This window comes from Streptomyces sp. UNOB3_S3 (genome assembly GCF_020740895.1).
In the GTDB taxonomy this organism is placed as follows: domain Bacteria; phylum Actinomycetota; class Actinomycetes; order Streptomycetales; family Streptomycetaceae; genus Streptomyces.
Window position 1 is genome coordinate 1 of record NZ_JAILXP010000245.1, and the last position, 11056, is coordinate 11056.

At 69.5% G+C, this 11056-nt stretch carries 14 protein-coding genes; 5 read left to right on the forward strand and 9 right to left on the reverse strand.

The window, feature by feature from the left end; all coding sequences use genetic code 11:
- From K6I33_RS23850 to K6I33_RS23880, 7 genes are all read right to left on the reverse strand, one after another.
- Positions 1-893 (reverse strand): carbohydrate kinase family protein (locus tag K6I33_RS23850; RefSeq protein WP_229356568.1); only part of this gene is annotated, 893 nt, incomplete at its 3' end.
- Complete coding sequence (locus K6I33_RS23855) at positions 890-1330, reverse strand: NUDIX domain-containing protein (RefSeq protein WP_229356569.1); 441 nt, start codon at positions 1328-1330, stop codon at positions 890-892. The genes K6I33_RS23855 and K6I33_RS23850, both read right to left, overlap by 4 nt.
- Before the next feature lie 84 nt (positions 1331-1414).
- Positions 1415-2566, reverse strand: coding sequence for a radical SAM protein (locus tag K6I33_RS23860; protein WP_229356570.1), 1152 nt, complete (start codon positions 2564-2566; stop codon positions 1415-1417).
- On the reverse strand, positions 2563-3279 hold the full coding sequence (locus tag K6I33_RS23865; RefSeq protein ID WP_229356571.1) for a nucleoside monophosphate kinase: 717 nt from the start codon (positions 3277-3279) through the stop codon (positions 2563-2565). Before K6I33_RS23865 ends, K6I33_RS23860 begins: the two co-directional genes overlap by 4 nt.
- The gene (locus K6I33_RS23870; RefSeq protein WP_229356572.1) at positions 3276-3440 is read right to left on the reverse strand and encodes a hypothetical protein; all 165 of its coding nucleotides are present in this window, start codon (positions 3438-3440) and stop codon (positions 3276-3278) included. The genes K6I33_RS23865 and K6I33_RS23870 overlap by 4 nt, the downstream gene beginning before the upstream one ends.
- Positions 3441-3442: 2 nt before the next feature.
- Positions 3443-3880 carry a DUF6415 family natural product biosynthesis protein gene (locus tag K6I33_RS23875; protein ID WP_229356573.1) on the reverse strand — a complete coding sequence of 146 codons (438 nt, stop codon included), beginning with the start codon at positions 3878-3880 and terminating at the stop codon, positions 3443-3445.
- The gene (locus K6I33_RS23880; protein WP_229356574.1) at positions 3877-4662 is read right to left on the reverse strand and encodes a TauD/TfdA family dioxygenase; all 786 of its coding nucleotides are present in this window, start codon (positions 4660-4662) and stop codon (positions 3877-3879) included. The genes K6I33_RS23875 and K6I33_RS23880 overlap by 4 nt, the downstream gene beginning before the upstream one ends.
- Positions 4663-4833: 171 nt before the next feature.
- Here K6I33_RS23880 and K6I33_RS23885 point away from each other — a divergent pair, with 171 nt between their 5' ends.
- A complete protein-coding gene (locus K6I33_RS23885; RefSeq protein WP_229356575.1) occupies positions 4834-5253 on the forward strand; it encodes an NUDIX domain-containing protein in 420 nt (139 codons plus the stop codon).
- 21 nt (positions 5254-5274) lie between these two features.
- Positions 5275-6456: a helix-turn-helix domain-containing protein gene (locus K6I33_RS23890; protein ID WP_229356576.1), complete on the forward strand. Its 1182-nt coding sequence runs from the start codon at positions 5275-5277 to the stop codon at positions 6454-6456.
- 20 nt (positions 6457-6476) lie between these two features.
- On the opposite strand, the gene K6I33_RS23895 is transcribed toward K6I33_RS23890, so the two are convergent.
- Positions 6477-6686 (reverse strand): hypothetical protein, encoded by a 210-nt coding sequence (locus K6I33_RS23895; protein ID WP_229356577.1) that lies wholly within the window; start codon positions 6684-6686, stop codon positions 6477-6479.
- Positions 6687-6994: 308 nt separating this feature from the next.
- Between K6I33_RS23895 and K6I33_RS23900 the strand changes: the two genes are divergently transcribed.
- Together K6I33_RS23900 and K6I33_RS23905 are read left to right on the forward strand one after the other, a co-directional pair.
- Entirely contained in the window at positions 6995-7864 is an 870-nt protein-coding gene (locus tag K6I33_RS23900; protein WP_229356578.1) for a helix-turn-helix transcriptional regulator, read from the forward strand.
- Positions 7861-8073, forward strand: coding sequence for a DUF397 domain-containing protein (locus K6I33_RS23905; protein WP_229356579.1), 213 nt, complete (start codon positions 7861-7863; stop codon positions 8071-8073). The genes K6I33_RS23900 and K6I33_RS23905 overlap by 4 nt, the downstream gene beginning before the upstream one ends.
- A 237-nt stretch (positions 8074-8310) precedes the next feature.
- Here the strand turns inward: K6I33_RS23905 and K6I33_RS23910 are convergent, their stop codons facing one another.
- Positions 8311-9195: a hypothetical protein gene (locus K6I33_RS23910; RefSeq protein ID WP_229356580.1), complete on the reverse strand. Its 885-nt coding sequence runs from the start codon at positions 9193-9195 to the stop codon at positions 8311-8313.
- Between the two features lie 266 nt (positions 9196-9461).
- Here K6I33_RS23910 and K6I33_RS23915 point away from each other — a divergent pair, with 266 nt between their 5' ends.
- The gene (locus tag K6I33_RS23915) at positions 9462-10535 is read left to right on the forward strand and encodes a HoxN/HupN/NixA family nickel/cobalt transporter (protein ID WP_229356581.1); all 1074 of its coding nucleotides are present in this window, start codon (positions 9462-9464) and stop codon (positions 10533-10535) included.
- Positions 10536-11056 lie beyond the last annotated feature (521 nt).

Sequence of the window (11056 nt, forward strand, 5' to 3'; positions counted from 1 at the left end):
GCCGGGAAGGGGGTGCTGCCGAGGAGGGTGGTGCTAGTGCAGTGGTCGGTGCCGATGGCGCAGGCGCGGTGCAGGGAGGTGGGCAGGTCGCAGCCGTCGAGGTAGGCGGCGGCCAGGCCGGCGGAGAACGCGGCGCCGGCGCCGTGGGTGTTGGCCACGGTGATCTGGCGGGTGGGGATGCGGTGGCATTCGGTGCGGGTGCGGGCCCAGGCGCCGCGCGCGCCGAGGGTGATGACCACCGCGTACGGGTTTAGGCGCTCCACCAGCTCCAGCGCGGTGGCGTCGGCCCGGTCGTGCTGCTGTTCCGGGAGGCCGGTTTGGACGGCGTAGAGGGTGGCCAGGTTCGCCGCGTGCTCGATCGCGGGGTGGAGTGGGTCGTTGCCGAGGTTGAGCAGCAGCGGGACCCCGGCGGCGCCGGCCGATTTGATGGCCGCCGCCGCGTTCTCGGCGAGAACTTGGTAGCAGTCGACGTAGGCCAGGCGGGCGTTGCCCAGGGGGCTGGTGTCGGCCCGGTGGAGGCTGGCGTAGGCGTGGGTGAGGTCGGCGAACCAGGTCCGTGTTCCCGCCCCGTCCGTGATCACGGTCAGGTTCGGGGTCCGGGCCGCCGCGCCCTGGTCGGGCGCGGCGTGATGGACGCGGGCGGCGGCGAGCTGGTGCCGGACGGTCTCGCCGGCGGAATCGTGCCCGACCCCGTTGGAGACGAGGGCGGTGCGCAGGCCGAGGGCGGAGGCGGTGAGCGCGGTGATCGGGCCGTCTGCGGCGAGCGAGACCCAGCGGCTATTCACCTGTGTGCCGTGGTCGGCCTGCGGGTAGCGGTCGACCTGGAGGACCTGGGCGTGGGCCAGGTAGCTGAAGCAGGCCAGGTCCCACACAGTGGTCGGGGCGGCGGTCAACTGGGCTGCTCCCATCCCCGCTCGGAGTACAGGGTGCCCTTGGTGATGTGGCGCAGGGCGTCGGCCGCGTACGGGATCATCTTCTCGGGCAGGGCGTCGAGGGCGAACCAGCTCCAGCCCGCGCACTTGTCCGGCTCGCGGTTGTCGACCTCGCCGCTCCACCGGGTGGTGGCGAAGAAGAAGGCGGTGCGGCCTTCGTTGGTGCGGTGGTGCATCGCGTGCACCAGGGTCAGGTCGCCGGGGTCGACGGTGACGCCAATCTCCTCGGCGGCTTCGCGGATGGTGCCGGCGGTCGCGGCCTCGCCTTCCTCGAGGTGCCCGGAGGGGAAGTGGAAGGCGCCGTCCATGAAGCCGGTGTTCTGCCGCTCGCCCAGCAGCACCTTCTTCCCGTCGCGCAGGAGGAGGTGAAGGTCAACGCAGGAGGTGTAACGGGCCATGACCGGTGGTCCTTTCGTCTCGGGGGTTCGCACCGTGGGCAACGCGGTACGGGCGTGCCGCGTTGTGGCCGCGGTGGCCGGCGGTCAGTTGGCGGGGACGGACTTCCATAGGCGGCAGACCGGCACGATGTCCGGGTACTCGGCGCAGGAGGCGCGGCCGTCGACGATCTCCTCGGCCGGGCAGCCGCCCATGCACGAGCTGGGGGCCTTGCACGAGGTGCCGCAGGAGGGCTTGGCCAGGGCGCCGGTGAACAGGTCGTACTCGTTGGGGCCCTTGTTCAGCACCACCTTGCCGTCGCGCATCTCGGCGAAGTGCAGGTCGGTGTCGAACAGGAACGAACAGACGTAGGCCCGGCTGTCGGGGAAGACGGAGATGCGGTCGAGGGTGCGGCCGATGCAGCCCCGGTACCCCTCGGCCTCGAAGCGGGCCATGTCGTCGCGGCGGGCGAAGGTCGGCTGGTACCAGACGCGGGTCTTGTAGCCGGCGGCCTTCTTGTGGAGCCGGTCGCAGAAGTCGAGCCATTCGGGCGGCGTCATGCCGTTCTCCGGGCTGCCGTGCCCGCGGCCGATGACGGAGAAGACGTGGAACTTCACCAGGCTCACGCCGAGGTCGTCGGCGATGTCGAGCAGGCGGAGGCAGTCGGTCTGGTTGGCCTTGTTGACGGTGCAGATCACGCGGGTGTCGAACCCGCGCTCGCACAGCTCGGCCACCGTCTTCATCGTCTCGTCGAAGGTGCCCGGTCCCCGGATGGCGTCGTGGGTCGGGGCGGAGCCGCCGTCTAGGCTGATCTGTACGTACGCGAAGTCGTCCGGCTCCAGGCGGCGGAACTTGCGGTTGGCCTTCGCCAGGCCGTTGCTGGTGGTGATCACGTGCTCGTAGCCGAGCTGCGAGGCCAGGCGGATGGTGTCCTCGAAGCGGGGGTGGAGGGTCGGCTCACCGCCGAGGATCGTGATCTTCGAGCCGCCCATCTGCCTCCACGTCGTCAGCGTGGAGGTGATCGTCTCGAACGACATCTTCAGCGCCCGCTCCAGGCGCGCGCCCATGTAGCAGCCGGAGCAGCGCAGCGGGCACGCCTCGGTGATGTAGACGTACACGTTGCGGTACCGGCCGTACTCGACCCGGTCGATCTTCGACGGGGCCAGTGCGCCGGCGGGTGCGGGCATCCGCGCGTGCCCGTACGCATCGGCGGGTCCCGGGGGTCCCACCTGGGGCATTGGCAGGGGGACGGCGGTCATAGGGATGCTCCCTTCAGATCGGTGACGTGTACGGCCTCGTCGAACGCGCTCGCTGCGGCCTGGATGACGTCCGCTTCGCTCTGCTCGGCGTCCACCGCGTACCACGGCACCCGCGCAGGCTGGAGAGCGGCTCGGATAGCCGGGGCACGCAGGCGGTAGCGGGCTTGGCGGTGCGCGGCCACCGGGCCGGCGTCGTTCAGGCGCCGCGTCAGCTCCCCACCGCAGCGGGCACAGCAGGCCGGCGTGCCGGGCATCGCCCGGGCGGGCCGACGCGGGCCGCCGTGCGCGGTGTCGCAGGACGGGCACACCTGCCGGTGCCCGATGCGCTCGGCCGTCGTCGCGATGCCGGCGACCAGCTCGATCACGCTGAACCAGATCCCGGGCCGGGTGCGCAAGTGGAGAAGAAGATGGATGGCCTGTGCCTGGGTTCCGGGGTAGCCCTCAAGGATCACCGGGCGTCCCGGGGTCAGGCGGAAGTCGTTGTCCAGGGCGCGGCGGACCAGGGCCATGGCCACCTGGTCGGGGAGCCAGCCCAGCGGGTCCGTCGTCCGCGCCACGGCGTCGGCGATCGCGCCATTGGTGCGCGCCTGCTGGTGCGCGAATTCGCGAAGCCGGAAGACCCGCAGGGCGCGCTCCGAGGCGAGGGCGGCGGAGACGGTGCTCTTGCCGGAGCCGGGAGGGCCGAGCAGCGCGACGACCGTGCCATCGCTCATGAGTCACCGCCCGGCGACTCGTCGGTCTCGACCTCGTTGCGCGGCGGCTCGTTGGAGGCCACGAGCGAGTAACGCTGCTGGAGCTTCATCTGAAGCGTCGGCCGCTCGCGCTCGGGCAGCGGGGGCAGGTTCGGTACGGCAGTGCCCGCGAAGTTCGGCATGATCAGCTCCGGCACAGGTAGTTCGAGGTGATGGCGGCCAGGTGCTGCTCGGCTCCCGGCTCGGCGAGCGCGAGAGCGAGGAGGTCGCGACAGATGCAGGCCAGCTCCTGGGCGTAGATGCAGCGCACGACCGCCGGCCCGGACGTCGGTTCCCCGCTCAGCCGGTCCCGTACGAACCTGGTCACGAGGCGGATCGGGTCGTCGTCCTGGCCGTGCCTCGCCGAGTTCTTGGTCTCAATCTCGGGCAGGAGCAGCTGGATGTGGCCGCGCAGGCGCAGCAGCAGGTGATCGACGGTGGCGGCCAGCGGCAGCCGGTCGAGGGCGGCACAGACCGTACTCATGATGTCGTCGGCGTCGATGGGGTACTCGTCCGGCCTGACCCGGGGGACACCTCGGCCGATGCTGGGCCGCCGGGTGTGGGTGATCTTGAGGGTTCTCATGACACGACCACCGGGCTGGCCGTGGTCGCGTTCCGGGACGCGGGGGCGAAGCCGCTGGGGAGAGCGATGTGGGGCTCGCCGAGGGCGCGCCAGCACAGCCGGCTGCCGGCGAAGGCTTCGCGGGCGTGGAGCCAGCGTTCGTTGTCGAGCAGGTATGCCTGGCCGGTGTCGAGTGGGAGGCGGATCTGGTAGGTAGTGAGGGCGTTGCGCAGGTAGGGAAGGCAGGGCTGCACGGTGGGGCTGAAGCGGGCGAGGCCGTCGAGCCGGAGCCGGATGGAGATCCGGTCGTCGGGGTGCTCGATGAACACCTGTGTGGGGTGACCGTCACCGCCGCCGAAGTAGGCAGTACGGGGCTTGCTGAGCGCAAGGAGGGCTTCGCGGCGACGTGCCGCGATGTCCGCGTAAACGGCGCGGCCGTCGGTCAGCAGGCAGGCGCCGCCGTTGTGGGCGGGGGTGGCGCAGACCAGCAGCATGAGCCGGGGCGGGTTCGGGACGCTGGAGCGTTCGGTGTGCGGGGCCAGCTCGCCGTTGCCGAAACCCCCGTATCCGGCAAGGTGCGTGTGGCGGCGAGTATCGCGGATGGTGGTGAGCCCGTCGGGGTCGCTGTCGCGGTGTGGGGTGATGTCCATGATCCGGGTGGCGAAGGCGCGGACGACGGTGCGGGAGGTGAAGCCTGTGAGGGTGATCAGCCCGGTATCGCGTAACTGCTCGTGGACCTGATCCTCGGCCCGCGGCGACTGGATGTCGACGTAGTGAGCCGTGAAGGGCTGGGCCTCGCGCATCGGCGCGCTCCTCTCGTCAGGGATGGTGCGGCCAGGGTCCGGGGCACGACGGCACGGGGTACAGCGACGGATTGTCGACTCCGACAATTCGGCCAACTGGGTGGCGAGTTGACGGTCGCGTGCTATGTTCCGCACGCCCCTTGGACCGGCGATGCACCACGAAGGAAAGCGATGACCTACACGCCCCCGACCTGGCCCGTCTCCGTCAAAGCCATCGCCCTCGACATCCACCAGCGAGTGCTGCTGCTGAAGAACGAGAGGCGCGAGTGGGAGCTGCCCGGGGGCAGGCTCGAACCCGCCGACGACAGTCCGGAGACGACGGTCGAGCGGGAGCTGCTGGAGGAGACCGGGTGGGAGGTCAAGGCCGGCCCGCTCATCGACGGCGGCGTGTGGATCTACGAACCGATCCCCGGCCGACGGATCCTGATCGTGACCTACGGCTGCACCGTGCTCACCCCGGACCGGACGCCGGTCGTCAGCCACGAGCACAAGGAAGTAGGCGTGTTCACGGCCGATGAGGTGCCAGGGCTGCACATGCCAGACGGCTACAAGCGCGCCATCGCCACCTGGTACGGACATCGGCACCGCTGACCGGCCGCGAGGAGGCGCACCGTGACGCAACCCGTCGGCCCACGGTTTCCGGCGCCCCAGCCGGCTGCCCGGCATGTGGTGTGGCACTGGGCGACCCCGCAGGCCGAGACCGTCCTCGCCACCCGTGACCTGGGGGCGATCCTGCGGTTCCACCGGGCGGTGCACCGGCTCAGCCAGACCGAGCTCGGCGAGCTGCTGGGCTACGACAAGACGTATGTCTCGGCCTTGGAGCTCGGCAAGCGGTCGCTCGAGGACGTCGGCTCGCGGCGCCGCGTCGCGGAACGCCTCGGACTGCCGCCGCACGTCCTCGGGGTGACGGACGTCGCCGACACCGATCACCGGGCGATGCTGCAGTTCGGCGAGTCCACCGTGCGCCTGGCGGAGATCGCCCGCCAGTCCGGCCACGCCTCCGAGGCGGTGGCCGAGCTGTGGCCGCTGGTCGCCCGCCTCGAAGCCCGCGTCGAAGACGGCCACAGCGAACGCGACGTCGTGCGACTCCTCGCCCGTGCCCGCGTCGGCCTGGGCGTCGCCCTCGGCAACGTGCTCCCCGAGGAGCGCCTGGCCACCGCGGCCCGATGGACCGCCAGGAGCCTGGAAGCGGCCCGCCGCCTCGGCGACGACCCGGCCCTGATCTCCGGCATCCTGCGCATGCACGGCAACGAGCTGCGCAAGGCCCGCATCCACGGTGCCGCCGTCGAGCGCCTGCGTCACGCGGTCGCCCTCGCCCCGACCGTCGACGACCGGGCCGCCGCGCTGCCGCTCCTGGCCCGCGCGGCGGGCGCACTGGGCGATCAGGACCTGTTCGATTCGGTGCTGCGCGAGACCGACAGCCTCCTCGACACGGCTGGGCACACCTCGCTGTTCAACCCGTTCTCGCTGCACGAGATCCGACTGCGCGGGCTCCTGGCGACCGGCCGGGCAAGAGCGGCCATACAGCTCGCGGAGGAGCAGCCCGTGCTGACGACGACGGTGGCACCGCAGTGGCGGGTGATCGAGCTGATCACGGTCGCTCAGGTCCGACTGCTCGGCGACGACCGCACCGGGGCGGCCGAGGCCCTGGACGTAGCGGTAGGCGAGGCGGCGGTGCAGCGGCTGCCGCACCAGCTGCAACGCATCATGCGGGCCGCCGGCCAACGGCTGCCGGACGTCCAGGGCGCCGCGGGTGATGCACTGAACCGGATGCGCCAGGAGATGGCGGCGTAGGACCGGCCTCGCGGGCCCGGTCACCGGGCCTCTCCGGGGCCGAGGTCGGGGAAGGACATCGCGCGGGCGAGGTCCCAGTAGACCTCGTAGTCGTGGGCGGGCCAGCTCTTCGCGTCGCCGTGCGTCTGCCGGTAACGGGCGCCGGCGGGGGACTCGACCGCGCGTTCGTGGTCCTGCTCGACCCGGGGGACGGCGGGTCCGGGCACGGCGGTGCCAGGGAAGGTGGGCATGGGAGGACTCCTCCACGATCGGTGAAGGCGGTTGCTGCGGCGGCCCGCCGCTACGCATCTCCCTCGGGGGACGACGAGCCGCCGCGCACTGATCACCGGGTGAGCGCGATCGTGATGCGCATCACCATGGCTCAGGCAGAATGCCGCTTGGAAACCCAGGTGCGCAAGCCCGTCACCTCAACTGTCAAATGCGGTAACCGCGTTCTATCGACTTGCGCAACCCTGTGGGGGCACAATGCAACCTGCACGGTTCAACCCGTCACCTTTTGAAGGTAGTTCGCCACCCCGAGAGGGAGGACACGAGCTCAATGCCGAACCAAAGGGCCCGGCCCACGCTCCGTCGACGGCGTCTCGGCGCCCTGCTGCGCGAAGCCAGAAACAGGACCGGCCAGACGCTCGAGGAAGCCGCCGGTCGCATGGGCTGGGATCCGACCAAGCTCTCCAAGATCGAGAATGCTCGTGCCCACATCTCCGCCAAAGAGATCCCGGAGCTCATGGCGGGCTACGGCGTCACGGACGAAACGTTGATAGGAGCTCTGGCCGGACTGGCCAAGGACGCGGGGAAGCGCGGCTGGTGGCAGACGTATGGCGACGTCGTCGCCACCGAGTACAGCGACTACATCAGTCTCGAAGCCGACGCCGAGAGAATGAACATCTACGCGCCGAACATCATCCCCGGCTTGCTCCAGACCGGTGCCTACGCCAGGGAGGTCATCGCCGCCACATCGATGATCCGCACTCCGGACGAGATCGCGGCACTGGTGGAGGTGCGCAAGGCGCGGCAAATTGTCCTTACCCGACCGGGGCAGCCACTCAAGCTGTGGGCGGTCGTCAACGAGAGCACCCTGCACCAGCGCTTCGCCGCGCATGCGGCGCTGATGCGTGAACAGCTCCGTCATCTGCTCGACATGATGGACCTGCCGAACGTCACGATCCAGATCATGGCGTTGGACGCCGTTCCGCACCCCGGAATGGCTGGTCTGTTCCACGTGGTGCACTTCCCCAGCCCGTGGCCCACGGTCGTGCATCTGGAGAACATCATGGGCAGCAGCTTCGCCGAGGGACCGGCCGTTGCGAAGGTCCACGAGGACGCCTTTCACCGCGTCGTCGCAGCAGCACTTCCCGTGGACTACTCCCGGGAAAGAATCAAGTCGATCATGGAAGGGAATGGTAAGTGACCCATAGCAAACACACGATCGACCTCTCCTCGGCCGTGTGGCGCAAGTCGTCGCACAGCGACGCGGGCAACGGCTGCATAGAGGTCGCCGACGGATACCAGCGCGAGGGCTTTATGCCCGTCCGCGACAGCAAGGACCCCAGCGGACCGGCCATCGTCTTCCCGATTGCCGCGTGGTCCGCCTTCGTCGCCGACATCATCAACGATTGATCCATCTACCAACTGCGAGAGCACGGCTCCCCCCCCCAGACGACTTAGGGGGAGCCGCGCCCGTGTTTCCAAGCCACCGCAGCATAAGCATTCACTCCCGGTTGCGGGAGTGCACCACTGCTATCTGGACCACGCCGGTCGCCTGTGGCGCGATAGGCGTCGACGCCTCGAGCTGCTGGGGCCACTCGACCACTTAATGCGTCGGCGTAACCGAACGCCTGCCCGCGCGGATGGTCGTCACCCGCTATCCTCGAGCGCCCGGCGTAGTTGCTCCAGCTTCGGCGGCAGCAAGTGGGCGAGGCCGTACTGCTGACGTCCGCTGTTGTAGCTGCGGATGAGACCACGTTGCTGCAGAGGCATGCCAGGCATCCGAAAGCGGTGCCGGCCTCCTTCGTCGATCGCGCCCGCATGGTTGTGGGAAAGCGATACCCACAGCGCCGTCGCGCTGCCTTGAAGCGGCTCGGTCAATTCGGCGCGGAAGGGCAGCCACTGGGCCAACGCCGCTTTGCCCAGCGACGACAATGCCACGGTCTCGTCCGCCGCAGCCGCGCCGGTGCCGTGTTGCGGCTTACGCACCACGCGAATCCTGCTCCGGTCGTCCGACAGGTGGATCACTCGCTGAGCTACGAGTTCACCGGCCCGAGCGCGCGTGTCGAGCACAATGGCGAGCACGGCGACAAAACGCGCGTGCCCGGGTGACAGAATGCGGCTGACCTCGTCGCCCAGCCTCCGGCGCAAGATCCTCAGACGCTCGCTGCCCGGAGTCGGCCGGAGCTCTACCGGTGACGGCTCCTCCAGAAGCAGGGGCGGCAGGCCCGCGGCCTCGCGAATGAGGTCCAAGCAGTCCTGCCGTGCCGTATTCGTGGCCTTCGCCGTCGGCGGCTTCTCGCCGTTCACCAGCCGGCTGCGCAACGCCCCCGTTCTGGCGACCCGGACGTACGTCCGCAGCGTCGCATCGTCGAGCAGCCGCTGCAGGCTCCGCCCGGCTGCGGAGGGCAGCACGCTTCCGTCCAGGGCGGCGGTGAGCTCCTGGCGCACCATACCGAGCTGACGCCGCCGTGCCGTTCCGGCTGGTAGGGAGTCGAGAAGGGCGTCGAGGCGGGCGAGGGCCGGGTGTGCCATGGGGAGATTGTGGCGCACTTCGGGTTTCAGTCAGCCAGGCGCTCTTCAAACGTGCTGCGGGAGCCGGTCGGCGTGCGCGGCGACGTTTGCGCCAGGGGCGGCTCCCAGCTTTGCTGCGAATGCCTTGCAGGTGATAATCAGCCGTTCTTAAGGTGCGATGGCTCAATACGAACGGCAGAGAGCAGAGCCTCATGGCGACCACGTCTTCCTCTTCACCTCCCATATCCGGTCAGGCCGGTACCCGCTGGCAGCGCCTTCGTACGTCCATGACGCCCCGCGAGTGGCGGCGCCTGGGCGGCATGGCCGCGTTCATCCTCGGGCTCCACCTGGTCGGCTGGTTCACCTTGATCGCGATCGTCGCTCCGGAGCACTACACGGTGGGCAGCAAGGCGTTCGGGATCGGCATGGGCGTCACCGCCTACACGCTCGGGATGCGGCATGCCTTCGACGCCGATCACATCGCGGCGATCGACAACACCACGCGGAAGCTGATGCACGAAGGCCAGCGGCCCCTGTCGGTCGGCTTCTGGTTCTCGCTGGGCCACTCCAGCATCGTCTTCGCCCTGGCATTCCTGATCTCCCTCGGCGTCAAGGCCCTCGCCGGCCCCGTGCGGGACGACGGCTCGCAGCTGCACAACGTCACGGGCCTGATCGGAACCACGGTCTCCGGCGTCTTCCTCTACGTCATCGCCGCGATCAACCTGATCATCCTGGCCGGGATCTGGAAGGTCTTCCGGAAGATGCGCACCGGCCAGTACGACGAGGCGGCCCTCGAGCGGCAGCTGAACAGCCGGGGGCTGATGAACCGCTTGCTCGGGCGTGTCATGAAGTCGGTCGGCAAGCCGTGGCACATGTACCCGCTGGGCCTGCTCTTCGGCCTCGGCTTCGACACCGCCACCGAGATCGCTCTGATGGTCCTGGCGGGCTCCGGTGCGGCCTCCGGACTGCCCTGGTACGCGATCCTGTGCCTACCGGTCCTCTTCGCGGCCGGTATGAGCCTGCTGGACACGATCGACGGATCGTTCATGAACTTCGCGTACGGATGGGCCTTCTCCAAGCCGGTCCGCAAGGTCTACTACAACCTCACCATCACCGGCCTGTCGGTCGCTGTGGCGTTGATCATCGGTACGGTCGAGCTGCTCAGCCTGGTCTCCGAGAAGCTCGGCCTGCACGGGGCCTTCTGGGATCGGGTCGGCGCGCTGGACCTCAACATGATCGGCTTCGTGATCGTCGGCCTGTTCTTCGCCACGTGGCTCATCGCCATGGCGGTCTGGAAGCTCGGCCGGATCGAGGAGAAGTGGACCGCCGATCTCCGCTCTGCTGAGTCGGCCGCTGACTGACGGGGAAGGAAGTCGGCCGTGCGCGCCTCTCGACGGGTGCGGTGAACCCCGGGCTCGTCGAGAGGCGTCAGGTCGGCGACCACGCAGCACCATTCCGACTGGAGGATCAGGCCCTGTAGGCGACGTTGGCCATGAAGTGCTGGAGACCGCCGGTGAGCATGCCGATGCCGAAGGAGAGCATCAGAGAGGCGCCGATGACCAGGAGCATGCGCGGCGGTGCCGGGCGTTCGCGCTTGAGGATGAACTCGTTGAGGACGGTCGCGGCGAGGAAGACCCGGATCGCCGTAGCCGGCGATCCGGGTGTAGCGGGCTGGGTCGAGCGGGTAGTGCACCACCGCGCCGCTGATCAGCCCCGCGCCGACGAAATATCCGACGTAGCCAAGGTAGCGCCCGGGGAGAGAGCCTTCTCGGGCATGGTGGGCGCGTGCCCGGCGGGCGGCGGCGCGGCCGGGTGCTGGGGCGGGGAGTGGCTCTGCGAGGCGGGGACGTTCGGCGAGGTGGTGCTGGGACAACGGGTGCGC